The sequence below is a fragment of the Rhizobium phaseoli genome, assembly GCF_001664385.1.
In the GTDB taxonomy this organism is placed as follows: domain Bacteria; phylum Pseudomonadota; class Alphaproteobacteria; order Rhizobiales; family Rhizobiaceae; genus Rhizobium; species Rhizobium phaseoli.
In genome coordinates this window covers 83,668-106,443 of the sequence record NZ_CP013535.1, presented here as the reverse complement: position 1 = coordinate 106,443, position 22,776 = coordinate 83,668, and the positions used below count along the sequence as shown (strand labels likewise).

General features: G+C 60.6%; 24 protein-coding genes and 1 pseudogene. 9 read left to right on the top strand and 16 right to left on the bottom strand.

Annotated elements, in window-relative coordinates; translation table 11 throughout:
* Positions 1–466: 466 nt before the first annotated feature.
* The 3 genes from AMC88_RS25770 to AMC88_RS25760 all read left to right on the top strand — a co-directional run bounded on the left by AMC88_RS25770 (position 467) and on the right by AMC88_RS25760 (position 3,723).
* Entirely contained in the window at positions 467–1,600 is a 1,134-nt protein-coding gene (locus AMC88_RS25770; RefSeq protein ID WP_225884181.1) for a phosphoribosyltransferase domain-containing protein, read from the top strand.
* Positions 1,601–1,714: 114 nt separating this feature from the next.
* On the top strand, positions 1,715–2,815 hold the full coding sequence (locus AMC88_RS25765) for a cysteine protease StiP domain-containing protein (protein ID WP_064830108.1): 1,101 nt from the start codon (positions 1,715–1,717) through the stop codon (positions 2,813–2,815).
* A 158-nt stretch (positions 2,816–2,973) separates the two neighbouring features.
* Complete coding sequence (locus AMC88_RS25760; RefSeq protein ID WP_004675991.1) at positions 2,974–3,723, top strand: HAD family hydrolase; 750 nt, start codon at positions 2,974–2,976, stop codon at positions 3,721–3,723.
* A gap of 270 nt (positions 3,724–3,993) precedes the next feature.
* Here the strand turns inward: AMC88_RS25760 and AMC88_RS34615 are convergent.
* Both AMC88_RS34615 and AMC88_RS25750 read right to left on the bottom strand, forming a co-directional pair.
* Positions 3,994–4,341 (bottom strand): annotated as a pseudogene (locus AMC88_RS34615) (DUF4334 domain-containing protein); the annotation flags it as partial.
* Between the two features lie 581 nt (positions 4,342–4,922).
* The gene (locus tag AMC88_RS25750) at positions 4,923–5,306 is read right to left on the bottom strand and encodes a hypothetical protein (protein ID WP_008534295.1); all 384 of its coding nucleotides are present in this window, start codon (positions 5,304–5,306) and stop codon (positions 4,923–4,925) included.
* A gap of 459 nt (positions 5,307–5,765) precedes the next feature.
* On the opposite strand from AMC88_RS25750, the gene AMC88_RS25745 reads away from it, so the two are divergent.
* Positions 5,766–6,263, top strand: a complete 498-nt coding sequence (locus AMC88_RS25745; RefSeq protein ID WP_064820010.1) for a helix-turn-helix domain-containing protein — start codon at positions 5,766–5,768, stop codon at positions 6,261–6,263.
* 4 nt (positions 6,264–6,267) lie between these two features.
* Here the strand turns inward: AMC88_RS25745 and AMC88_RS25740 are convergent, their stop codons facing one another.
* Positions 6,268–6,681: a hypothetical protein gene (locus tag AMC88_RS25740; RefSeq protein ID WP_064830107.1), complete on the bottom strand. Its 414-nt coding sequence runs from the start codon at positions 6,679–6,681 to the stop codon at positions 6,268–6,270.
* Positions 6,682–6,690: 9 nt separating this feature from the next.
* A complete protein-coding gene (locus AMC88_RS25735; protein WP_008534289.1) occupies positions 6,691–7,239 on the bottom strand; it encodes a hypothetical protein in 549 nt (182 codons plus the stop codon).
* A 254-nt stretch (positions 7,240–7,493) separates the two neighbouring features.
* On the opposite strand from AMC88_RS25735, the gene AMC88_RS33775 reads away from it, so the two are divergent.
* The 4 genes from AMC88_RS33775 (at position 7,494) to AMC88_RS25720 (ending at position 11,630) form a co-directional block, all read left to right on the top strand.
* Positions 7,494–7,661 (top strand): hypothetical protein, encoded by a 168-nt coding sequence (locus tag AMC88_RS33775; RefSeq protein ID WP_007636000.1) that lies wholly within the window; start codon positions 7,494–7,496, stop codon positions 7,659–7,661.
* 88 nt (positions 7,662–7,749) lie between these two features.
* Entirely contained in the window at positions 7,750–8,718 is a 969-nt protein-coding gene (locus AMC88_RS25730) for a SctD/MshK family protein (protein ID WP_064820008.1), read from the top strand.
* A 23-nt stretch (positions 8,719–8,741) separates the two neighbouring features.
* Positions 8,742–10,673 (top strand): flagellar biosynthesis protein FlhA, encoded by a 1,932-nt coding sequence (locus tag AMC88_RS25725; protein WP_064820007.1) that lies wholly within the window; start codon positions 8,742–8,744, stop codon positions 10,671–10,673.
* Between the two features lie 42 nt (positions 10,674–10,715).
* Positions 10,716–11,630 (top strand): pectate lyase, encoded by a 915-nt coding sequence (locus AMC88_RS25720; RefSeq protein ID WP_046977186.1) that lies wholly within the window; start codon positions 10,716–10,718, stop codon positions 11,628–11,630.
* A gap of 60 nt (positions 11,631–11,690) precedes the next feature.
* Here AMC88_RS25720 and AMC88_RS25715 read toward each other — a convergent pair whose 3' ends face one another.
* The 12 genes from AMC88_RS25715 to AMC88_RS25660 all read right to left on the bottom strand — a co-directional run bounded on the left by AMC88_RS25715 (position 11,691) and on the right by AMC88_RS25660 (position 22,260).
* Positions 11,691–12,488 (bottom strand): EscU/YscU/HrcU family type III secretion system export apparatus switch protein, encoded by a 798-nt coding sequence (locus tag AMC88_RS25715; RefSeq protein ID WP_046977185.1) that lies wholly within the window; start codon positions 12,486–12,488, stop codon positions 11,691–11,693.
* Positions 12,475–13,284 (bottom strand): EscT/YscT/HrcT family type III secretion system export apparatus protein, encoded by an 810-nt coding sequence (locus tag AMC88_RS25710; RefSeq protein WP_046977184.1) that lies wholly within the window; start codon positions 13,282–13,284, stop codon positions 12,475–12,477. Before AMC88_RS25710 ends, AMC88_RS25715 begins: the two co-directional genes overlap by 14 nt.
* Positions 13,285–13,294: 10 nt before the next feature.
* Positions 13,295–13,564, bottom strand: coding sequence for a flagellar biosynthetic protein FliQ (locus tag AMC88_RS25705; RefSeq protein WP_046977183.1), 270 nt, complete (start codon positions 13,562–13,564; stop codon positions 13,295–13,297).
* Positions 13,565–13,629: 65 nt separating this feature from the next.
* A complete protein-coding gene (gene sctR, locus AMC88_RS25700) occupies positions 13,630–14,283 on the bottom strand; it encodes a type III secretion system export apparatus subunit SctR (protein WP_046977182.1) in 654 nt (217 codons plus the stop codon).
* Positions 14,283–15,302, bottom strand: coding sequence for a FliM/FliN family flagellar motor switch protein (locus AMC88_RS25695; protein WP_046977181.1), 1,020 nt, complete (start codon positions 15,300–15,302; stop codon positions 14,283–14,285). The genes sctR and AMC88_RS25695 overlap by 1 nt, the downstream gene beginning before the upstream one ends.
* On the bottom strand, positions 15,299–16,618 hold the full coding sequence (locus tag AMC88_RS25690) for a FliI/YscN family ATPase (protein WP_046977180.1): 1,320 nt from the start codon (positions 16,616–16,618) through the stop codon (positions 15,299–15,301). Before AMC88_RS25690 ends, AMC88_RS25695 begins: the two co-directional genes overlap by 4 nt.
* On the bottom strand, positions 16,611–17,174 hold the full coding sequence (gene sctL, locus AMC88_RS25685; protein ID WP_046977179.1) for a type III secretion system stator protein SctL: 564 nt from the start codon (positions 17,172–17,174) through the stop codon (positions 16,611–16,613). Before sctL ends, AMC88_RS25690 begins: the two co-directional genes overlap by 8 nt.
* On the bottom strand, positions 17,171–17,800 hold the full coding sequence (locus AMC88_RS25680; protein ID WP_046977178.1) for a hypothetical protein: 630 nt from the start codon (positions 17,798–17,800) through the stop codon (positions 17,171–17,173). The genes sctL and AMC88_RS25680 overlap by 4 nt, the downstream gene beginning before the upstream one ends.
* Positions 17,801–17,802: 2 nt before the next feature.
* Positions 17,803–18,633 carry a type III secretion system inner membrane ring lipoprotein SctJ gene (sctJ, locus tag AMC88_RS25675; protein ID WP_046977177.1) on the bottom strand — a complete coding sequence of 277 codons (831 nt, stop codon included), beginning with the start codon at positions 18,631–18,633 and terminating at the stop codon, positions 17,803–17,805.
* A complete protein-coding gene (locus tag AMC88_RS25670; protein WP_064820006.1) occupies positions 18,630–19,106 on the bottom strand; it encodes a hypothetical protein in 477 nt (158 codons plus the stop codon). Before AMC88_RS25670 ends, sctJ begins: the two co-directional genes overlap by 4 nt.
* A 50-nt stretch (positions 19,107–19,156) precedes the next feature.
* A complete protein-coding gene (locus AMC88_RS25665) occupies positions 19,157–19,414 on the bottom strand; it encodes a hypothetical protein (RefSeq protein ID WP_008534237.1) in 258 nt (85 codons plus the stop codon).
* 305 nt (positions 19,415–19,719) lie between these two features.
* On the bottom strand, positions 19,720–22,260 hold the full coding sequence (locus AMC88_RS25660) for a hypothetical protein (RefSeq protein ID WP_225884182.1): 2,541 nt from the start codon (positions 22,258–22,260) through the stop codon (positions 19,720–19,722).
* Between the two features lie 25 nt (positions 22,261–22,285).
* On the opposite strand from AMC88_RS25660, the gene AMC88_RS34170 reads away from it, so the two are divergent.
* The gene (locus AMC88_RS34170) at positions 22,286–22,576 is read left to right on the top strand and encodes a hypothetical protein (RefSeq protein ID WP_004672580.1); all 291 of its coding nucleotides are present in this window, start codon (positions 22,286–22,288) and stop codon (positions 22,574–22,576) included.
* The last annotated feature ends 200 nt before the right edge of the window (positions 22,577–22,776 follow it).

The window sequence follows — 22,776 nt, the reverse complement described above, 5'->3', positions numbered from 1 at the left end:
TCCCGGCAATCTGGACATCTGCCGCGTGAGACCTGGAATGCAATATTCGAGTTCTGGTGCCTATTCAGCTCGCATTCGTGCTGCATGTCCGAGTGGCACGTCCCTTGCTTCACTTCATGCTACTGATTCACCGCAGAGAGCGAGGATGAACTGACGTAAACTCTATTTCTATCGCCCCAGTCGCTTTGTCGGAGATGGGTCACGAGCCGCATCGACGGGGCAGGAAGGCCTCAGATCGGGATTTAGCCCCAACGAAGCTGAAACCAGGGAGGCGCTCGCGCCGTGCTGGCCTTCGCGCCAAGGGCCGGCGAATTCTCCTGCGATATCGTGGCGCGGATGCACTCTGAGCCTCGAGAGGTAAGTGCTACCCTGCTCGTCAACGAGACGCCAATGAGCGTGCGGCGTCACAGAAACATATGGGACGGATTTTTTCCACGGTAAACGTCCGTACTTTCGAAAGCTGGCAATGGTGAATCCTTCAACATACTCTGCGCAACTCGCCGACGGCACTATCTCGGTTCACGTGGATCGAAGCCTTGTACCCCCCATCGAGATGTTCGGCTTCGGGCAGCGAATCAACCCGAACCGCTCGTTTCTGTTTGTTTCCAAGGTTCTTGGTCGATTCCTGCCGATCCGCCCTTCGGTCATGGGAAATGCATTCGACCTCCTTGCACGTCAGATTCCTGCCGATATTCCTGGTCCGGTTTTGTTCATCGGAATAGCCGAAGCGGGCATTGGCCTTGGTGCGGGTGTCCATCGGCGGTTCCGCGAACTCACTGGTCGCGGCGATGCAATATATATCTGCTCCACTCGCCATGATCTTAAACTGCCGCTGCTGTGCGAATTTGAGGAAGAGCATAGCCATGCCCCGCGGCACCTCCTGCACGAACCATGCGAGGCAAGGCTCCGCGACTTGGTTCATGGTGCGACCGGCTTGGTACTCGTTGACGATGAGGCTTCGACAGGTAAGACATTTGCCAACATCTTCGCTGCCCTTCCCGCAAAAATTCGTTTGAAGCTGAAGCACACAGTCCTACTTACGCTTACCGACTGGTCAGAAGGCGCTGCCCGCGCGGAGATCACGGGAACAGTCAGTGAGGCTACTATCGTTTCCGGACGGTACAGTTGGACTCCGCGTGGGGATTTCACGGCAGCTACTCCGCAGGTCCCTTACTGTGACCGTCCTAAGCGGCCCGAGGTCTGTCCCGACGTCGCTCGAGACTGGGCGCGTCTCGGCGTCGTCGATCACTTGCAGGGTCTCAATGCAAACGCTGCCGATGACGGGATTACCCTCGTACTCGGAACGGGCGAACACGTGTGGCAGCCCTTCCTGCTTGCGGAGCGCTTGGAAAAGGAGGGCGCTGAGGTTTTCTATTCATCCGTGACGCGTTCCCCCCTGTCGAAAGGCCACGCGATCGGTTCAGTACTTTCGTTCTCCGACAACTACGGCGGAACGGTTCCACATTACCTCTACAACGTCGATCCAGCGCTGTACTCGAAAATTATACTCTGCTCGGAGACAGGCCCGGAAAATGTCTGTGCCAGCCTGATGTCCGCACTGGGCGATCCCATTGTCCTTTCAGACGTAGAAGGTGAATGAAGCCGCCTTAGGCCATGCGGTCTGCCGCTTCGAAATCGGCTCACTCGATCGGACATTTCCGCCAGTCCACGGCGACACAACACTGCTGTCGCGTTATCTAAGGACATCACTCCCATGGGGGATACCTATGACAGCATCGCCTCCCCTGCCACACTGGGCTCCTACGCCGAATACGACGTGACGCTCCTTCTCAAGAAAGTGGATATTCAGCCTACTGACACGGCCACGAGGGAAGAGGCCATCCAATCCGGGCGGCGGCATTACTCGGAAATGATTTCCGCCGAGATGGCCCCGACCCGCGAATACATGGAGCTGTTTGCTAAGGCCATGGCCACTGGTGGCCCGCGCATGGGCGCCGAGACGGCACGCCTCGCCCTCGCGATCGTGCAGTCGGTCGAGGGTCCTATTACCCTTGTCAGTTTGGTCCGCGCCGGCGTGCCCTTCGGCATCCTTCTCAAGAGGGCCATCGCCTTACTCGGCCGGGACGTCGGACACTACGGGTTGTCGATCATTCGCGACAAGGGCGTTGACGACGAGGCTATGCGCCACATTCTTGCCAGGCGTCCTGTCGAGAGCATCGTCTTCGTAGATAGCTCGACGGGCAAAGGAGCAATTGCGAACCAACTCGAAAAGAGCTTCAAGGACTACTCAGACCGGCCTGCGCGGCTAGTTGTATTGGCCGACCCCTGCGGCTGCGCATGGCTCGCCGCATCGGGCGACGACTGGCTTATTCCCTCCGGAATGCTAGGATGCACCGTATCCGGGCTTATCAGCCGCTCGATCCTCAACGCTGCCCTCGTCGGTCCCGGTGACTTCCACGCCTGCGTCCAGTGGGATAATCTCGCGGAACACGATATTTCCCGATCATTCGTGGATGGTATGTGGAATGATGTCTCCACTGTGATTGCAACCGAAATCCCGAGCGTCTGGAGTATCGAGACCCGCCGGGCGCATCGCGATGCCGCCGCCGCTGCCGTCGCCTGGGTGATGGGGGAGGACGCCGTAACGAACATCAACCGAGTAAAGCCGGGCATTGCGGAGGCGACCAGGGCCATCCTGCGACGTGTGCCGGAAAAGGTGTACGTCTCGTCGCCAACCGATCCAGAACTCGCGGCCCTCATGTACCTGATCGACAACAAAGGCGTCCCGTATGTCGTCTCCCCTAGAAAGATCGCCCCCTACCGCGCCGTCACGCTGATCCGGCACGTCTCCTAATCTCCACGTATGTCTACTTACGAGCTCGGCGCGCAGGTCAAGGAAACTGAGATGTGACAAATTCCGTATCGTAAAATTCATTGCCAATGGAGAATCCGCGAAAGCTCACATCTGGCAATCGATCAGATATTTAACCAGTCGCATTTTGGAGTACGCATATGAAGCCCATTGCTCTGGTGGACCTCGACGACACCTTGTTTCAAACCAAGAAAAAGATACCGGAGATTGCGGAAGCCGATCTGGTATTGGCGTCCAAATCCATTAATGGAAGCAACTCCTATATGACGAAGATTCAAGCTGCCTTTGTCGAGTGGCTGCTCGTCTCCACGGAGGCCATCCCGGTTACGGCGCGCGGCTCTGAGGCTCTTTCGCGCGTTACGATCGCGTTTGAAAGCTACTCAATCGTATCGAACGGTGCCGTCATCCTCAAAAAGGACGGCAAGCCTGACGCCGAATGGCATGAGGTCGTCGCAAGGGAGCTCCGGCCGCTTGCCGGCTTTTTCGATAAGCTCCTCGATGAGGGCAGGACCAAGGCGAGGGAACTTGGCGTCCACATCCGGTGCTGGTCGGTGATGGAAGCTGATCTCGCGACATATGTTGTCTTCAAAGAGATTGACGGAGACGGCTCACGCCTTGAAGAGATTGTGCCGATCATTCGAGAAAAACGGGGTTGGGTTCGACACCACAACGGCAATAACCTTGCGCTAGTTCCGCCTGCGATCTCAAAACGGGTGGCCTCACAATTTCTGCTCAAAAAGCTTCGGACGGAGCATCCAGGTCGCCCAGTGATCGGCTACGGTGACAGTGTGAGCGACTTCTCCTACCTGTCCCTCTGCGACTGGTGGGGCGCTCCGGGTAACTCTCAAATGACAGACCTTGTCGTTTCCGCTGTTGCGCGTGAGAGATAGGTGACACGCGTACTGCGAACGTGGTGATATGTGAGGAGGGTGCAGGAATGATCCTGCACCTCCAGTCTTTCAGTAGAAACTTCCTATGGGTAAAACGCCGCGCCATATCGCGGTAAGAACCATGGCAAGCGCGGCGAGGATCGCGAGATTCCCGTCGGCTTTTACCACGAGTACGTAGAGCTTGTATTTCAGCATGATATGACCTTTCGATGAGCTCATTAGGAACTGCCGTCTCGACGGTTCGTGCCTTACTTGCGCAGAGCGAAATTTCGCGCCCATGATCCTCTCGGCGTCGATCCGCCGGAAATGGTCGACGATGGGTTGATCGTCATAGACCATGGCCGCGCTCTTGACGCAGCCGAACATCATGGCCTTCAAAGACGCGACCGGGCCCTCGCCCGCAGCCGGCGCTGGAGATAGGAAAACTTGGTTGCTTGCCACACGCGTCCTGTCGATCTTATAAAAACGCAACGTTAGCCGAAGCGGGATCCATTTGGGATCCACGGCAACCAGCCGCCGGTCTCCCGCTCGAAACAGCAGCACATCGGCGCGCATGTCCGGCGTGAACCGTTTGCCGAACCAGCCAAGATCTTCGAGCACACCATCGAACGATGCCCCGTCGATTGGCGACTGTCTATCCATTCAAGCGGCCAGTGCGGCTGCTCGGCGTCACGCTTTCAACGCTGACGACCTCCGATCGGCAATGCACGACCCCAGTCCCAACTTGATCTCGGGCTCTGACGGCCCATCGCCCCGAAATAGAAAAGCCTGCCGCGGGAGGAGGTGCGGCAGGCTTTCCTAAAAGAACCGAACGGCGACCTGGGAGGAGGAGTGCCGCTGTTCCCACAGACGTCCCTTTGGGAGGAGGAGTGGGCCGTCTAAACTTCGAAGCGTTGCGGGAGGAAGCATCGCTTCGATGAAAATAGCAATACTCGGGCCAGCGCCATGAAGCCAGCGTCTATGTTGCACTGCAGCTATGCACCCGCCGCAACAATCGGCAGGACATCGAGCATTCCTACCCCTGATTTTGTCGGCGGCTCTGCCGCTGTTACAGAGTGGAACCGCTACAACGTCAATTTCGATATCGAAAGCCCCAAGAAGGCCGTGACAGTTCGCGGCGGCCCTGCCGTCATGGAAAGTAGCGCCGCTGGAGACGGTGGCCGGCAGCTAAGCTGGATCGGTGCGGTTCGCGACAGTCATTAGGGGACACCCGGTGACAGACAGTATGAAGTGGCAGTCGCTCCCAGAAGCGCAAGATGTTCTGCGGGTATGTTTTCACCGTTAAGACCCGGCTGTACAATCCCGATCCGGTACTCGATGAACTTGCGTCGGGCAGCCTTTCGAAGCGTGGCCAAGTCATTCAGGCTGCCTCGAATGAAACGGGCCCGGCCCTTAAGATGTGATGTTTCTCTCACGGTCAGGTGGTTGATGAGGTTCTTCAAGCTCCATGTCCCCTTCACCCCCTTCTGTGCTTGACCGCAAACGAGGTAAAGATCGTCCGCCCGGCGCCCCATTACTGCCTGCGAGTATTTCAGATGCCAGAGAAGTACGGTGACGGTATCGTCCGTCTCCTCGATCGCCACGACGTCCGCACTCTCCCAGGTGTCATCGTCATCTCTTCCGGGAGAGTGGGCAGACACTCCTCGCAATGGGCGTTCCGCTGATCGCACCTCCTTTGGTTTTCTGTCCACTTTACCGCCCGAAGCGTGACCTCTCGCTTTTGAGACAAGTGTCCGCGCGTAAAGCGAAGCTATTGAATCTTGTAAAGAATTCGGTTGCGCAGCGGGCGGATTCCCGCTATCTTTTTCGATAGGGCAGTACGCGCTGCCCTGGGGTGTGGAAACCCCTACACGTGGTTGATGCCGGCCGTAACGGCATCACACTCCTTGACCTTCGGTCGAGGAGCCTGTGGCGTATGTCCAGGTTCCTCGGAACTAAAGGCCACAGGACCGTCGTGTACGGTTTCCAACTCCCCGATCAGTGGGTTTAGCGAGTTTTCAGCGGGGGCGCACCGCGTGAAACTCTCCATCGGGGTGTCCACCATGAAGCGCTATGCAGCAGCACAGGTCCGGACTTCGAGGCCTGCGCAAGCCGAACAGTCGAATTTAGCGCGCGAGTTGGTGCATCCAGTTGATCGGCATGTCGGACAGCAAATCCGTATCCGCCGAATGCAGTCGAATGTATCCCTAGGGGATCTCGGCGCCGGCATCGGGGTCAGTTTGCAGCAGGTACAAAAATATGAAAGCGGTAAGAACCGCGTCAGCGCTTCGATGCTCTACGAGCTTGCCAATTGCCTCAAGATCCCTGTTTCGAGGTTTTTCGAAGGTCTTCCAGATCCCGAAACCACTCAGGGCCAGCAAATCATAACAGAGATCGATGAGAAGATTGCCTATATTTCCACGGCGGAGGGACGGCGTCTGATAGACGACGTTTTGCTCCTTTCTCCGCGTGTGCGCAGCCGGATCGTTGCCCTCGTCAGCTCGATTGTCGATGAAGAGATGGAAGAACAGAAGCCGGTTGGTTCATCTGCTGGTTCTTAGCTCCCTACCGGTCGATTCTCTCCGCTGCTTCAAGCGAAAACTCGGTGCGCAATACCGCCTTCTGTGCCCGCGAAAAATCGGCGGCGACGTGTTCTGCCCGCTCTTGCGCGGCGCGCCGGGCGGCTTTGCGCTGCGCAAGCGATAGGCTGGCATCGGCTTCATGGCTGCGCAATACGGATTGTCGCATCAGCGCGTCCTGAAGCTCGGCGGCGGAGATAACGTCGCTCTTGCGCAATGCGTCGACGACAGGATTGCCGGCGGCCCGGCTTGCCGCGATGTCGAGCGCTTCGGAGGCTTTTGCTTCCCGCTCCCGCGCGCTTTCGGCATCCGCCCGCGCCTCAGAGAGGCTGCGGGAAAGATTGTCGGCCCGCAGGCTGCGGATCTGCAGCAACTGCCTGAGAGATTTCAGCGCCTTCATATCAGCCGCTCAGGCACCGTTGTTCGTCGTCAGGATTTCCAGCTGGCCGCCCTTGATGACCTTGATGCTGTCGGCTTGCTGCCGGCTCAGCACGTCTTCGACGGCCTTGGTGAAGACGGCGGGCCCGCGCACCAGCACCAAGCCGCTGGCGGGATCTTCACGCAGCGCATCGTCCGGCAGCAGCGGGAACAGCGCGCGAATGGCGTTTTGCTCGGTCTTCCAGCTGCGGCCGCCGCGATCGAGGACAACGGTGGAGACCTCCTGCTTCGGCGCGATGATGATGCGGCTGCCGTCATAGGCGACGAAGAGATTGCTGGCATCGCCAAGCTTGACGAAGGCCTTGGCTCCGCTTTCCCGCACGGACCAGTGCTCGACCTTGCCGCTCAGTGTCCCGACTGTCGTGACCGGGATGCCGGACATGAAGGACAACGTCTGGACAACATCGCCAAGCGGCAGGGAGACGACATCCAGGCGCACCTCCCGCTCGCTGGCGCCGGCCGGTGGAGGAAAGGAGGCCAGCAGTCCGATAGCGGCCATGTAAACAAAACGCGCAAACATCTGAGTTTACCTCACGATCCGGATATCGCCCGACAACTAATGAACGAAGGAAGGCAGGGGCTGCAAAATCCAGTCTATTAATAATTATCTGATCTACTGTTGCAGATCATCGGTCTGCTGGGAACAGGACGGATATCCATTTCGCGCATTTGTTGTACATATCGCGAATTAATAACTTTTTAACATAAGCTATTGAATTCGATCTTGAATTCTGCAAGGTTCTGGCCGCCAAAACCATGCAAGGAGTTCAAGACATGGCTACCAGCACTAGTACTTCGACACTTGATGCGGGCATCGGCTCGGCGATTTCCGCCTTCAAGTCGGCCCAGAACGAAGCGACCGCGCAGAGCCTGCAGGTTGCAACCGAAATCACCAAGATCAATGGCGTCGCAAACGCCATCAAGAAGATCGGCCCAGGCTGATTGAAACAATGGCGAGACGGGTTCGCCCGTCTCGCTTCCCCGCTCTCGAAGACAATAAAAGCCGCTCGACGGACGGTTCGGGAACAAGATGACCATGGATCTAGATCCCTCTTCGCCGACATTCAGAGGTAACGCCGGCAACACTGCGTCAGGCAGCGGCGGACCGGTCTTGCGCATCACGCGCGCCGGGCGCAGCTCCATTCTGCCGTTGACGGCGGAGCGGCAGGTGGTCGGCGGCAGCGCCGATTGTGACCTGATCATCCTAGGCGCCAAACCGGAACCCGCCTTTGCCATCAGTCTGCAGCGCTCCCGCGGCTCCGACACGGTGTCGTTGACCGCGTTGCGGGATGACGTGGCGATCGACGGTCGTTCCATCCCGCGCGATCGGACGATGAGCCTTACGAAGAGACAGACCATCTCCTTCGACGGCACGATCTGCGAACTCGAAGGTCTCGGCGCCCGGCGCGTGCGGTTCGAGCCGCGCCGGATTGCGGCTGCCGGCCTTCTCGGGCTGGCGGCGTTGCTTTTGCTGGCCGGCCTTTACAACAGCGATGCGCCGGCTCACGAAGCCCCGCTCGTCAAGGTTTCCGCCGCGCCCGAACCGGCGCCGTCATCGGCGGCGATCGCTGCCGAAATCCGCCAGGCCATTCGTATGGCTCAGCTTCCCCAAGATCTGAGCATCGTCGCCACCGCCGACGAAATTCGCATCGGCGAAGGATCGCGGCCTCTCGGCCTGCCCGATGAGACCAAGCTGCGCAGCATCATCGCCTCGATGAGCCGGCGGGGTTCCGTTTCCATCGTCGATCTCACCGCCCTCTCTTCCGGTCTCGACGGCTTCGTCGCCGCCGCCGGCTATACGCCCGTCAGATTCATCATCGGCTCCGACGGTCGCCGCTACGAGGAAGGCGATGTCGTTGCGAGCGGCTGGCGCATCAAGGAGATCGGCAAAGACCAGATGATCGTTTCCCGTGACAGTGAGGACGATACGGTCAATTTCGCCTCTGCCGGCAATGCCGAGCCGAAGCTCGCCGAAATTTCCAGCAGCGAACAAGAATAGGCGATGGCGTCGGAAGCCGGATCATGAAGGTAAGGTCATCCGCCATCGCCATGCTTGCGCAGCGCACCGATATGCTGCTTGCGGTTTTTTTCGCCTCCGTCGTGACGATGCTGGTGCTGCCGCTTCCGACAATCGTTCTGGACGTGCTGATCGCTTTCAATCTCTCCTTCGCTTTCGTGGTGCTGATCACCACGACCTATCTGAAGAGCGTGCTTGAAATCGCGACCTTTCCCGCGGTCATTCTGATCGGCACGCTGTTCCGCCTGGCCTTGACGATTTCCTCGACCCGGCTCGTGCTGGCGGACGCCGATGCCGGCGAGATCATCATGGCCTTCGGCGATTTCGTCGTTGCGGGAAATGTCGTCGTCGGGCTGATCATTTTCCTGATCGTGGCGCTGGTGCAGTTCATCGTGGTGACGAAGGGCGCCGAGCGCATCGCCGAGGTCGGCGCCCGTTTCACGCTCGACGCCATGCCGGGCAAGCAGCTCGCCATCGACAGCGACCTGCGCAACGGCCATATCAGCACGGAAGCCGCGCAGAAGCGCCGGTCGCGTCTCGAACAGGAGAGCCAGTTCTTCGGCGCGATGGACGGCGCCATGCGCTTCGTCAAGGGCGATGCGGTCGCAGGATTGGTGATCGTCGCCGTCAATCTCATCGGCGGCCTGGCGATCGGTATCTTCCAGAAGGGCCTGAGCTTTGCCGAGGCGGCCCATCTCTATACGCTGCTGTCGATCGGCGACGGCCTGGTCTCGCAGATCCCATCCATTCTGATGGCAGTCTCGGCGGGTATCGTCGTGACCCGCGTGTCCGATGACGGCAATGGCAGCCTCGGCAGCGATATCGGCCGCGAACTCTTCCGGGAGCCCCGCGCATTGGCGATTGCGGCGGCGCTGACGATCTGCGCGGGCTTCGTGCCGGGATTTCCCACAGGCGTGCTCGGCGCAATCGGCCTGTGCCTGGCGGGCCTTGCCTTTATGGTGCATCGCCGGCGCACCGGCCCGGCCGCAGCCGGATCGGCGAATGCCGTGGAAAGCGCCAATTCCTATCCGCTCGACCGGACGAAATATGGCGATCCCGTCGTCGCCACCGTCTCGGTGGAAACGCTGGCGCGGCTTGAGGCGATGCGGCTCGGCGAAATGCTGGACGGGCGGATCCGCATGGCGGCGCGCGCCGTCGGCGTCTCCGTGACGGTGCCGACGTTCAACGCCGATCCCCGCATGGCCGAGGATCTGATCCACCTTCAGGTCGAAAACGTGCCCGCCGGTCTCGTCAGCTGCGGTCCCGAACGGACGGCCGAACAGATTGCCGACGACATCGTGCGCATCGTCCGCCGCCATATCGGCGCCCTGTTCAGCGTCGACGACGCGGCACAATGGCTGGGCAGCCTCGAACCGCGTCTCGGCAAACTGGCGATCGACGTCGCCACCCAGGTGCCGCTGATGCTGACGGTCGCGGTCGTCAGACGCCTGCTGGATTCCGGCGTGACGCTTTCCCAGCCGCGCGGACTGCTGGAAGTGATGCTGCACGCCGGCACCGATCACGCGCCGGATGCCCTGGCCGAAATGGCGCGCGCCGCGCTGGTCAAGCAGATCGCCTTCGGGCTTCTCGACCGGCGCGGATTGCTGCCGGCGCTGGTGCTTCCCGCCGAATGGGACCACTTCATCCGCTCCTATGACGCCGCTGGAGCGACCGAGAAGATCGAGATAGCCGAAAGGCTGCGCCTGCTGGCCGAGAAAGCCAGGCAGGCTCTCGAGGACGCCAACGAGCGGGGATACGATCCCATCATCATCGTGCCGGGCGAGTGGCGCCTGCTCACCCAGACGCTGATGATCCACCACAACTGCCGCATTCCGGTGCTGGCGGCGGAGGAGATCGACAGGGATATAACGATCGAAACCATCGGAGAGATCGGGCAAATCCGGAACGCTGCCGGCTCCAAACAAAGGCCGGGCTGATAGAGCAAGTGAAGTAGACGAGACCAACTGGGGATGAATGCAATGTGTGGCGTAGATGGACAAAGGCCCATAGACTTCGACAGAACCTCCCGTTTCGACCTTGAGTCCGATTGCCTTGGCGGCAGCAATAGGGCCGACACGGATTTCACCGCCATCCGAACCCGCAAGGTCTCGCCCTTCGAAGATTTCTCCGGCAACCCGCCGACGCTGACCTCCTATGTGCCGAAGTCGCGGGAAACGTCGGAAAACGGCATGGATTCCGACCCCAAGGATCTGCTGCGCAAGCACATCAACTGGCAATCCCACTCCAAGAAGGTGGATCCATCCGACGAGAAACAGGCCACGACTTTGCAGACCACGACGGAAAAACCCGACCTCTCGAAAGAGGGCAGCGTCATCGTCGTCAACGAGCCGATCGTCGTGGATGGCGGCGTGTTCGACGGCAAGGGCGCGACCTATACGGCCTCGTCCAAGCTCGGCGATGGCGGCCAGTCCGAAACCCAATCGCCGCTGTTCATTCTCAAGAACGGCGCCACGCTCAAGAATGTCGATCTCGGCGAGAATGGCGCCGACGGCATTCACGTCTATGGCGGCGCGACGCTCGAAAACGTCAATTGGCAGAATGTCGGCGAGGATGCGCTGACGGTAAAAAGCGCCGGCGACGTCACTATTATCGGTGGCTCCGCCAAGGGCGCGACCGACAAGATCTTCCAGATCAATGCCGACACGAGGTTCTATCTGAAGGATTTCGTCGCTGACGGCTTTACCACGCTCGTGCGCACCAACGGCGGCAAGCAGATCGACGCCGACGTCACCATCGATGGCGGGGCGTTCTCCCACGGCAGCAACGTCTTCCGCACCGACAGCTCGCTTGCCAGCGTGACGTTCCTCTCCGATATCACGCTGGACGATGTGAAGAACTGGACGCGTGTAGGTGACAACCAATCGGGCGTCTGAGACGCCCGACCACCGGAACCGCAAAGCGAAGATCAAGCGGGCGGCTTAGGCTCCCGCTTTTCATTGCCGGCCTGGTCCTTGCCTGCGCGGCGGGCTGCTGCGCATTTCCGCGCCGATTTGCCGGCGCGCCGATTTCAGCTTCGGGTCGCCCTGGGTATCCTTGTATTCGCGCCGCGCCTCGGTCTTGGTCATGCGGTGTTCGTGCCTGAACAGCGCGCGCGAAATGCGGATATCGAAAAAGGCCGCCGCCACCATGATGCCGGCGGCAATGACGAGGATCGAGCCGAGGAGATGGGCTGTCGTGGAGAGCGTGCATGCTTCTCCGCAAAGAGGCGACCAGAAGATGCTGTTGAGGAAATAGAGGATCGCACCGCCGCCGGCGGCGGCGAGCAGGACAAACTTGACGAGCCCCTTGACGAACTCGGCGATGCTCGCGAGCGAAAAAAGCCTCTTGATGCCCTCGAACGGATTGAGCCGGGTGAAATCGAAGCTCATATGTTTGAACGATACGGGAAACCCCTGCCCGTCGAGGATCGACACCAGGATGGTCGCGGCAAGACCCATGGCAAGCGGCAGCCACATGAGATCGAGCAGCGCCACGCCGGTTTCGCTCAAGCCGACAGTGACGGCGTCGGAGAGGTCGGCCCGCGCGGCGGACTGCAGGCCGCTATCGAAACTGCGGGTGAAATCCTCGAGGATATCAGGCAAGCCCCAGGTGACGTAGACGGCGATGGCAAGAACGGAGATCGCAACCGGGATTTCCTTCGAGCGGGGAACCTGGCCCTCGCGGCGGAGCCGATCGAGCTTCACCCGGCTCGGCGGCAGGGTTTTTTCTTCGGTATCGTCATTTTTGGCCATGGGTCACCTCCAGCATGGCTTTCACCTCGTTGAATCCGTCGATCCAGAGATCGTGGAAATAGCTGGAGATGAAGGCCGTGTAGATGACGAGAATGACCACGACCGCGAAGTTCTTGATGGCCGGCAGGCTATCGTTCAGCGGGAATTGTTTCGACGAGCGGCCAACGAAGGCCAGCGACAATTCGAGCGCGCAGGTGACGATCATGAACGGGGCGGCAAGCAATCCGGCCGCTTTGAACAGCCGGCCGAATACACCGAGGATCATGTCGAGCGGATCGTCGGGCATGGCGGGCATGAGCTTGAAGAGCGGCCAGAACTCGAACGACTTGTAGAAAATCGCGACCAGATCGATGATGCCGCCGGCGCTGACGAAAATCACCAGGGCGATCGACATCATCAGCGAACCGAGCGGCGCGGTTTCCAGCGCGTTGATCTGGTCGAAGAGATTGGCGGCATTGGCACCGCGATAGACATCAGTCATATCACCCGCCGCCTGGGCCGCCCAGAAGGGAATGCCGAGCCCCATGCCGACAAGCGCCCCGAAGCAAAGTTCCTTCATCGAAAGGGCGGCCAGATCGAACCAGGACGTATCCCCCAGCGCCAGCGTCGAATAAGCGAAGGCGACGGAGGGCGCCGACAGGCCGATTGCGAGGCCGAAACGCAGGATGCCGACGATGCTGAACAGCGAGAAGATCGGGAAGATCAGCAGTATCCCGAGCGCGCGGGCGGCGCCGAGCATGGCTGCGGCCGGTGCCGCGACCTCGATGCCGACGAGCGGAAGATGATCCGGCCCCATCCGCCTCGCCTCACTGAACCATGGTCGGGAAGTCGTTGAGGATGTGAACGGAATGTTCGATCAGCGGCGTTGCCAACACCCGGCCGAACAGCAGCAGGGTGATGGAGATCACGAAAATCTTGACGATCTGCGCGATGGTCTGTTCCTGGATCTGCGTCGCCGCCTGGAAGATGGCGATGACGAGGCCGAGAAGTGCGGCAAGGCCCAGAATAGGGCCGGCCAAGGCGAAGGTCGCCATCACGGACATGCCGATTTCGGCTGCGACCTGATCCTCACCCATGACGGCAAGCCTTTCCGGTCTGCGCGGCAGGCACCCGAACCGGTGCGTTCGTCATGGCAGGCTGCTCACTGCGCATAGGATAGCACCAGACCTTCCAGCAGTCGCCGCCAGCCGTCGATCGAGACGAAGAGCAGCAGCTTCAGCGGCGTTGAAACCACCGTCGGCGACATCATCTGCATGCCGAGCGCCACGAGAATGGCGGAGACGGCGAAGTCGATCATCAGGAAGGGCAGATAGATCAGAAATCCGATTTCGAATGCCCGCGTCAGTTCCGAAACGAGGAAGCTCGGCGTCAGAACGGTGATGTCGTCGGAGGCGATCGGGCTAACCGGTGCGTTTGCCCAGATTTTCTGCGATGCCTGGACGAAAAAGTCGCGGACCTCGGCATCGGAAAATTTCAGCATGAAATCCTTCAGCGGTGCCGCCACCTTGACCATGCCGTCCGCCATACCACTGACCGTGGCGAAATCGCCGCTATGGGCGAGCAGCAATTGCCAGCTGTTCTGCAGCACCGGGTTCATCACGAAGGCCGAGAGCACGATGGCGATCGCAAAGACCAGGAGATTCGGCGGTGTCTGCTGGATGCCGATCGCATTGCGCACGATCAGGAGAACGACCGAAATCTTGGTAAAGGAGGTTGCTATCACGGCAATGACCGGCAGCATCGAGATCGCCGCCATCGCCACGAGGCTCTGGGCAAGAGGAAAGGTCTGTTCCATCAGTCGTGCAGCATTGTCACGCGAACGGCGCTCAATCCATCCACGGAGATAATTTCCCCCCGCCCGATGACACGGCCCTGGGCGATGATATCGACGGCATCCGTCAGCGGCCTGTCGAGATTGAAGACATAACCTTCGCCGATCGTCTCGAGTGTGCGAAGCGGAAGCTCCAGCCGTCCTGCATCGAAGACCAGCTTGATCGGGATGCTGTCGACAGGCGACGGACGCGGCTCGCCCTGCAATTCCTGATCGACGGTTTCATTCGTCATGAAATGCCTCATTGGTCCGGTTGGCGTCGACAGAAGCGGCTGGGTGAGGACCGCGCCTTTGTCCGATCGCATGCAGGTTGCAAGGTAACGTTCACCCGTGATCGCGATCACGGTCTCCGGCGCCGCCCCATCGATGACGATGCCGTCCCCCAATCGCAGGGATTTGATCTCACCGACCGACAGCACGGCATAACCGCGCCGGATGCCGACGGTCGTCGTCAGGGCATCGAGCGTGCGGCGCGGCAGGCGGCTCGCCCAGCCGACCAGCCCGTTCAGAAAAGCCTCGTCGAAGCGGCCGCTCAAGGGCAGGCTCATGCCGTTCCAGCCGATTTCGAAGCCGAAATTGCCGCTGGCATCCGGCTGCGGCTCCACGCCGATCTGCAGCAGCGACAGGCTGATGCCGATCTTGTTCTCGATTGCCTCGAAGGCCTCGACGAACTGATGTTCGACCACCGCCGCCTGTTCATGCGGCGACAGTTTTTCCCAGAGGAGCAGCGGTTCAAGCCTTTCGGCCAGCAACCGCAATGCGCCGGCCGACGCAATCAGCATCTGCTCCCGTTCGCCGATGCGGCAGAGAAGACCGACCGGATCGACGATCCGCGCGGCTGCGATATCGGGGGACAGTGGGCGAACGGAAAGCGTCTGCTCCCGGACCGGAATTTGCCAGGCGGCGCGCATCATCGTGTCGGAACGGGAAAAGAAGCTCTCGGCCATCGATGACCGGGGCCATGCGGTCGCTGCGATATTCATCGGACAAGCTCCTCGATCGCTTCGACGATCACGCCGAACGGCTGCGGCTTGCCCTGGCCGTCAAACAGGAAGCGCTGGATGAGCCCGTGTTTGGCGACGGCCTCGTCGACGGCGGCATCGCGCCCCTGGCGATATTCGCCGACGCGAATCAGCAGTTCCACCTCGTCATAGAGGGCCAGCAGGGCGCGCAGCCTGTCGGCGGCCTGGCGATGGCTCTCGCTCACCACCGCGCTCATCGTCCGGCTTCGGCTGGCCAGCACATCGATCGCCGGAAAATTGCCCGCCCTGGCAATCTTGTCGGAGAGCACGATATGGCCGTCCAGCAGCGATCTGGTTTCTTCGGCAATCGGATCGTCCTGCTCTTCGCCTTCGACGAGGACCGTATAGAAAGCTGTCATCGTGCCGTTTGCGCTGTTGCCGGCGCGCTCGAAGATCTGTGGCAAGACGGCGAATACGGAAGGCGGAAAGCCGCGTCGCACCGGCGGTTCGCCGGCAGCAAGCCCCACTTCGCGCAAGGCGCGGGCCATGCGGGTGACGCTATCGATGACGAGCAGCACATGTTTTCCCTGCTCGCGAAAATATTCGGCGATCGCCGTTGCCGTCATCACCGCCTTGAACCGCTCCAGCGCCGGGCGATCGGATGTGGCGACAACCAACGCCACATTCGAGGGGACGCCTTCCGGCATGTTGCCGGCAACGAATTCGCCGACCTCGCGTCCGCGTTCGCCGACCAGGGCGCAGACGATCACATCGGCCTTGTTGTTGGCGACGATCTGGGACACCAGCGTCGACTTGCCGGCGCCAGGCGCGCCGAAAATACCGATGCGCTGGCCCTGGCCGCAGGTCAGCAATCCGTCCAGGGCGGCAATCCCCGAGGTAAACGGCTGGCGGATGGGGCGCCGCGACAGAGGATCGACCGGCTGGCCGTAGAGCGGCTGCAGGAAACGCGCGTCCTCGCCGGCGGGGTTGGCGGAGGGACGCAGGATATTGCCGTGTGCGTCGACGATCGCGCCGAGCAGGAAATTGCCGACGGAGACGGCCGGTTCCCGGCCGGTCGGGACGATTTCCGTGCGCAGGGAGATGCCGCGGGTTTCGCCGTGAAGCGAGAGAAGCGCCGTCTCGCCGTCGATGCCGACGACATCGGCAAGGCCGATGCGACCTCGGCCCGGCTCATGCAGTTCACAAAGCTCGCCGATCCTGACCGAGGGGATGAGCGCCCGCACCAGCAGGCCCGAAACACTCTTTACGCGCCCGCTCTGCCGCCGCACGTCCGTTTGTTCGAGTCTCCGCTCCATCCGAAGCAACGCGTCAACCATGGACGAGGGCCTCGATCACGGTGGCGAGCTGGTCTTTCAAGCCGATCTGGCTGCGTCCCGCCGACGTCTCCAGAATAATCTCGCCGGCAGACATCAGCGGATCCGTCTCGATAGTGATGCGGTGATCGATATCCGCAATTGCCCGGGCGATCATGGCGGCATCGTCGGGGGCGACATGCAGGGCGATCTCCTGGGCCTCAGCGGTCTGGGATATGGCGTGGCGGACCAATCGCCTCGTGCGCTCGTCGGCCTCCATCGATCCGAGGATCAATCCGACCGATTTCAGAACCACCGCCTCGACCCAGCTGTCGAGATTGGCAATTTCCTGTTCGGCTTTTCCGAGCGAGGCGGCAAGCCGTGCGGCGGCATCGCGAACGCCCTGTTCGAACCCGTCGCGATAGCCGTTTTGGGCGGCCTGCTCGCTGGCGGCGGCAAGTGTCGCCTGCGATTGGGCGGCGTCGTGGCGGGCAGCCTCCAGAATTTGCGCCGCCTCTCTGATCTGGCCGAAACTCTCCGCCGGAATGATGCGGTCGTGGCGCGCAAATCCCGAGCTCATCGTCCGGCGCCTTCCTGTATGGAGGCGACCTCGTCGACAGCGGCCGTCGCCAGAACGAGCGCCGGGCTCTTCAAGAGGGAAGCCGAGCCGTTTTCGGCCATGTCGCGCCAGCCCGCCCACCGCCATGCCGCAGAGATCCGGTATTCGTCTGCCAGAAGCGCCAGCATCGACCAGCCATCGGCCTCGACGACATGCCTTGCCTGCTCGCTCAACAGATCAAGCGGCGGCGTTGCCGTGGAAAGATTGATGTGGCCGAGGGCGAATGCGACCGCTTCCTCGCCGTAGACGGCCTTGAGCCTCGCAAGGGTCGGGCGATCGACCGCGGGGCAGAAGGCTGCGAGATGATAGGCGAGGCCCGCCCGGAGCGCGGCCGTTGCGCGTCCGCCCGCGTCCATGGAAATCAGGCGGCGGGCGCCGTCGGCAAATGTGGCGGGGTCGCCATGGGCTTCCGCGATCTCAGTGAAAAGCCGCCGATACAGCCGCGGTGACAGGGTAGACCCATCGGCAAGGAGCGGCGCGGTCCCATCCCATCGGGCGGCCGGCAGCATATCCGCGGAAAGCAGCGCTGCCCTGCGGATCCTCGCGGCATCCGAGATCGCCTCGCCGTCCGAACGCGGCGTGCGCATGCTCAGCGCTCCTTCCGCTGCGGCAACAGCAGCAGCAGGCATGCCCCGATGGCGAGGATGATGGCGCCGATCACGGCCAGATTGGGGCCTTTGAAAGCCGAGAGAGCGCTTTGCACCATCGAGAATGGCGCCGCAGCGGGTGCCGGCGTCACTGGTGCTGCTGGGGCGGGCGCTGCGGCTGTGGCAGGAGCCGCCGGCGCGCCGACCTCCGACCAGGGGCTGACCACCACCGAGACATCTTCGTAAGAGAGATCACGGATGCTGTTGACCAGAACGGATCGGCTTTTCATGTCGATCTCGTTGAGATTGGCGCCGGGGCGATATTGCAGCACGGCCGCCGCCCTCGCCTTCTCCTTGATGAGCCCGCGGCCGTTCTCCTCCGGCAGCACCACATGGACGCGCGCCGTCGCCACGCCGTCAAGCCCGGAAAGCGTTTCGGCAAGCTGCTGCTCGATGGCGTAGCTCATCCGGGCTTTCTGTTCGTAAGGCGTCACAAGGAAGCCGTTGCCGGGAAAGAGTTCGGCGACATTTCCGAACGACTGACGCGGCAGACCGGCGCCCGCCAGCAACTCGATCGCCCGGGCATGATCGGCTGATTCAGCGATGATCGCATAGGTCCCGCCCTTTTCGCTCTTCATGGTGACGGAGATGCCGGCGCGTTCCAGCAGGACCTGAGCATCCAGCGCATCGCGCTGATCGAGTCCCGTCAGCACGTCCTGGCTGCAGGCGGCGAGGAACAGGCAGAGGGCGAGCATGGCGGCCTTCGGAAGGACTTTGCGCGCGGGCGAAGAGATCGATGATCTCGCAAGGGCCGATGAGATCATGATATTCACTGGCCCTGCGTCAGCCGTTTGGACGACGACATCACCGACTGGGTGAGTGACGACAGCAGCGTCGTGCCGGTTGCGAATTGCTGTGATTTCTCCAGCCGGTCGATCGATGTCGTGATGTCTTCGATCTTCGGGCCGCTGTGATCCTTGTCCGCGGCAAATCGCACCAGCGGCGTCTCCGGCTGGCCGCTCCCGGCCACGGGCATGAAGAATGCCGACAGCCGTTCGAGAATGCTGGAGGGCCTGGTATTGCCTTCCGGTGAATAGGAGGGCGGGACGGCGTCGGACTCAGGCGCGATCTTGCGGCCCTGGGTGTTGGGAATAGAGGTGAGTTCGGTTGGCCGAAGGCCGGCGAAATCCGCCGGTTGCAGTCCGATCCGCTCCGCCACGATCTCCGAGGTCTTCAGCACATTGCCTGTCGATACGCCGTCGACGGGCGGCGTGAAGGCGCGGCCGGAAAGTTCTTCTCCACTCATTGCAATTCCTCAACTCGGTACACGTCAACTGCAAACGATGAACGGGAACGCTACTCGTCGCTGCCTTCGTCGATCGCCTCCTTGGCGAAATTGAAAAGCGAATTGTTCAGCATCAGGGTGTTGGAAATCATGCCTGGCAGAAACGCGTCCACGGCAGCGGAGAGTATCTCGCTCTCGCTGTTCGGATCGACCTTTTTCGTCGTGCTGCCGGTGGTGTCCTTGGAACCCGTCTTATCGGTCGTCAGCTCCACCGAGACAGGGTTTGCGAGCGCCAGGTTGAGGTCGGAGTTCACTGAATCTACGGCCATATGAGCACTTCCATCAAGGAGTTATCAAAATGAATGCATGATTTGATATGGATAAAAAAACGGCCGGTCAATTGTTTAAACTTAACCGATGGTTAATTTTCGGAACTTGCAATCGGCATTGACAACTTTATCGACCTTTATATTAAAATTGAACGTTTTTTATCCGTAAAGCGCAGCAGATATCCAGATTGCGCATGAAATTCATACTTAAATTTATTGCTATCAAATGTTCACAGGCCAGACTGCCTCTACGCCAACCGGGCCTGTGAGTACCCAGATATTTGGTGTTGCGAAAGCGTCCCGGATCAGCCCACCGCCGTACCGCGGCGCTTCTCGATATCGGCGATGATCGCGTCCCAGTTCTCAGGGGTCAGCTCGCGCTGTTCCGGGTCGCGGGGCGCGGGGGCGACGCCGCCCTTGGCGCCGACGATCGGGCCGGTCTTGGCGTAGATGCCGACCGTGTCGTTGACAGTGCGCTTAAGCATGTCGTTCATCATGTCGGTCTGCTTGTGGAAGGCTTTTTCCTGCTTGATGCTCTGGTAGATGGCAAAGCCCGCCCAGGCCGCCCAGGACACCGCGCAGGCGACTGCGAAGGCGAGCGAGAAGCCGCCGGAGACGAGCGCTACCGTTGCGCCCGTGCGCCCGAGGAAGGTGGAATTCACCAGCATATTGGCAACGCCTGCGATGCCCTCGATCGCGCCGACCGTGTCCGCCGCGGTTCCGATACCCATGAAGATGAGATCGACCGGATCGCCCTTGCCACTGGTGAGCCCCTGCAGGAACTGGTAATATTCCACCGGCAGCCAAGCGACGCCGGCAACGGCGCCAACCGTCGTCCCGGTATTCTTGAAAAAGGCGGAGAGCACGCTGCGCTGCGCCCGCGCCAGCTCGTCGGAAACGCCGACGAGTGAACTGATCCCATCCAGCAGCGAAAAATTCGAGGCTTTGATCGCCGAGCCGAGCGCACTGCCCATGTGCGCGAGAGCGCCAAGGGCGTGCAGAACCACGATGCCGATGCTGTCCCAGGTCGGGCTGGTCATGTTGAGGCCGGCATAGATGGAGCGGGATGCGGTGAGCACCGACATCACGCCGGAAGAGAGCGCCGCCTTGTATTTGACAGGATCGACCCCTGCCGGCGCCGCCGTCGCGGTCTTGTCGATCAGCTTGGCAAGGTCGGCCTTGATCGTTTCGACGCTGCCGCCCGGTCGCATCGTCGCCCAAAGCGCGGTGAAGATCGTCGTGAAATTGGTCTTGTATTGCGCCATGGCATCGGCATTGCCCTTGAACAGGGTTTCCGCCAGCGCGTCGAGGCTCGGGGCGATGATCTTCTTGATCGCCTCTTCGGCGGTCTTGCCGTCGACGATGATTGGATCGATCACATCCGTGCCGGGCATCAGCGTCTTCATCAGGCCTGACATGGAAAGTCCCATGTCCTTGAGGCTCGATGTCAGATATTCGCTGTCGATATAGGGCAGATCGAGACTTTGGATGGTCTTGCTCCAGCCATTGTCCTTGGTGGCGAACATGCGCTCGGCGATCCAGGCGTCGCCCCCGCTGCCGGCGAAGAAGCGCCCGCCGTCTGAGCCGTTGGCGGCAATGCCCTTGCCGGCCAGCCCGGTGCCGATCATGATCGCCGCCATGACGTCGTTGAACGAATAGCTGGCGAGATTGCTGGAGGGCAGCGGCGAGACGCTCTTGTCCCACTCGGCATTGGCCGGCAACTTCGAGACCAGGCTGGCGCCCATGACGAGCCCTTCCAGCGCGGTCTGCACCGCATGGCGGTAGCCCAAGACCTCCTTGCCGCCGGGTGCGCTCAGGCGCGACGTCAGGCGCTCCAGATTGCCGGCGAGATCGCCGATGCCGATTTCTCCGGCGCCTACCTTGTCGAGCAGCGGACCGAGAAGCGCCTTGACGTCGGCCTTGAACTGATCGCGCACCTCGGGGCTGTCTGACCCGTAAAACTGGTTGGCCATCGCCTGGATGGTCGGGTTGAACAGGTGGGTGATATTGTTGGGCACGGTGCTGCCGAATTCGGAAGCGGCAACCTTTTTCAAACCGTCGAGGTCGATCTTGAGATCGGGGAACAGGCTGCCGCCGAGCCCGAGCGACTGGTCGAAATCCATAACCGGCAGGATGGAGCCGAGCCCCTTCAGTTCCCGCTCGGTCTTGTTGCCGGCCAGTCCCATGCGGATCAGGCCATCGAGCGCCGTCGTCGGATCGGAGATCGTCGGCAGCACGTTCTTGTCGAAGAATTCGGCATAGGTCTTGTCGGCAATCGCCGAGCGCTGCTTTACGAAATCGTCGGGAAGCACCATGGAATAGAAGCCGAGGGCGGCATTATATTCCTTGAGAATGGTGGTGACGTCCTTGCCGGATTTGAGACCGTCATTCAGCAGGCCGCCATTGACGATGTCGCGCTCAAAGGCATCCTCGACCTTCGTACGCAGGTCCTTCATCTTCTCGTCACGCGTTATCGTGTCGTTGATGATCTCGGAAGCGTCCTTGTTCGTATCGGGCGGCGCCACGCGATAACCGGAGAAGATCAGCTTGAAGGCCTTCAGCGCCTTCTCCGTCATCAGCGAGTTGACGTCGGGGTCCGAGCCCAGGATGGCGATCGACTTGTCGAGATCCTTCAGGATCTCCTGGTCGTTGTAGATGCCGCGCTGGTTGTCGCCGAGGCTGTCCTTGTATTGGCCGAAGGTCGCCTTGGTCTGAAGCAGATCGAGATACATGATCAGTTTCTGCTCGGCAGTGTAATTGTGAGGGTTTTTGACGACGTCGATGCTCTCGAAGGATTTGTCCTTGTCCTTCAGCCCTTCCATGAAGCCCTGATTGATCTCGCTCATGAAATCGGAATTGAACAGGAGATCGATGACCGGCTGGATCGGCGCGGTAGGGCGGGACGTGCCATTCGACGTGGCGGCCAGCGAAACGAACTTCGGACTGCTCGTCTGCGCCGATATAGAGGAGAAAATCGTCAGGGCTGCCGTCGTGGTCCCGTCAGAGGCAAAAGGCGATGCCTTCTTGACCGTGGTGCTCGTGGTTTTGCCCTGGCTCGTGGAATTTTCGGACTTTGGATCGGAATTGGCGTTTAGCCGGAGAAATGAAACCGTATCGATATCCGAAGATGCTGGTGCGATCGATGACATGCGTTCCCTTTGATTTTCTTTTTCCGCTTTTCGCGGATGACGTCGTTTACCTTACGTTAGGCATAAGATCGACCTTTGCGTGATAATTCAAGCCCGATCGCGACATCGCGGTTGCATAAAATGCAGCGGCCTCGCGCCTGGAGATCAAAAATCACATTTTTACCGAGGGGTCGCAGGGTATTTCCCAGGCTGTGGCGGTCATCGTTGCCGCCC

Coding starts and splice junctions, on each gene's coding strand:
- AMC88_RS25770 (WP_225884181.1), top strand. CDS start 467: ATGGTGAATCCTTCAACATACTCTGCGCAACTCGCCGACGGCACTATC.
- AMC88_RS25740 (WP_064830107.1), bottom strand. CDS start 6,681: ATGAAGGCGCTGAAATCTCTCAGGCAGTTGCTGCAGATCCGCAGCCTG.
- AMC88_RS25730 (WP_064820008.1), top strand. CDS start 7,750: ATGACCATGGATCTAGATCCCTCTTCGCCGACATTCAGAGGTAACGCC.
- AMC88_RS25670 (WP_064820006.1), bottom strand. CDS start 19,106: ATGAGTGGAGAAGAACTTTCCGGCCGCGCCTTCACGCCGCCCGTCGAC.
- AMC88_RS25660 (WP_225884182.1), bottom strand. CDS start 22,260: ATGAGCGAGATCAATCAGGGCTTCATGGAAGGGCTGAAGGACAAGGAC.
- AMC88_RS25765 (WP_064830108.1), top strand. CDS start 1,715: ATGGGGGATACCTATGACAGCATCGCCTCCCCTGCCACACTGGGCTCC.
- AMC88_RS25725 (WP_064820007.1), top strand. CDS start 8,742: ATGAAGGTAAGGTCATCCGCCATCGCCATGCTTGCGCAGCGCACCGAT.
- AMC88_RS25690 (WP_046977180.1), bottom strand. CDS start 16,618: ATGGTTGACGCGTTGCTTCGGATGGAGCGGAGACTCGAACAAACGGAC.
- AMC88_RS25745 (WP_064820010.1), top strand. CDS start 5,766: ATGAAGCGCTATGCAGCAGCACAGGTCCGGACTTCGAGGCCTGCGCAA.
- AMC88_RS25665 (WP_008534237.1), bottom strand. CDS start 19,414: ATGGCCGTAGATTCAGTGAACTCCGACCTCAACCTGGCGCTCGCAAAC.
- AMC88_RS33775 (WP_007636000.1), top strand. CDS start 7,494: ATGGCTACCAGCACTAGTACTTCGACACTTGATGCGGGCATCGGCTCG.
- AMC88_RS25715 (WP_046977185.1), bottom strand. CDS start 12,488: ATGGCCAAAAATGACGATACCGAAGAAAAAACCCTGCCGCCGAGCCGG.
- sctL (WP_046977179.1), bottom strand. CDS start 17,174: ATGAGCTCGGGATTTGCGCGCCACGACCGCATCATTCCGGCGGAGAGT.
- AMC88_RS25680 (WP_046977178.1), bottom strand. CDS start 17,800: ATGCGCACGCCGCGTTCGGACGGCGAGGCGATCTCGGATGCCGCGAGG.
- sctR (WP_046977182.1), bottom strand. CDS start 14,283: ATGGAACAGACCTTTCCTCTTGCCCAGAGCCTCGTGGCGATGGCGGCG.
- AMC88_RS25695 (WP_046977181.1), bottom strand. CDS start 15,302: ATGAATATCGCAGCGACCGCATGGCCCCGGTCATCGATGGCCGAGAGC.
- AMC88_RS25735 (WP_008534289.1), bottom strand. CDS start 7,239: ATGTTTGCGCGTTTTGTTTACATGGCCGCTATCGGACTGCTGGCCTCC.
- AMC88_RS25710 (WP_046977184.1), bottom strand. CDS start 13,284: ATGGGGCCGGATCATCTTCCGCTCGTCGGCATCGAGGTCGCGGCACCG.
- AMC88_RS25760 (WP_004675991.1), top strand. CDS start 2,974: ATGAAGCCCATTGCTCTGGTGGACCTCGACGACACCTTGTTTCAAACC.
- AMC88_RS25705 (WP_046977183.1), bottom strand. CDS start 13,564: ATGGGTGAGGATCAGGTCGCAGCCGAAATCGGCATGTCCGTGATGGCG.
- AMC88_RS34170 (WP_004672580.1), top strand. CDS start 22,286: ATGACCGGCTGGATCGGCGCGGTAGGGCGGGACGTGCCATTCGACGTG.
- AMC88_RS25720 (WP_046977186.1), top strand. CDS start 10,716: ATGTGTGGCGTAGATGGACAAAGGCCCATAGACTTCGACAGAACCTCC.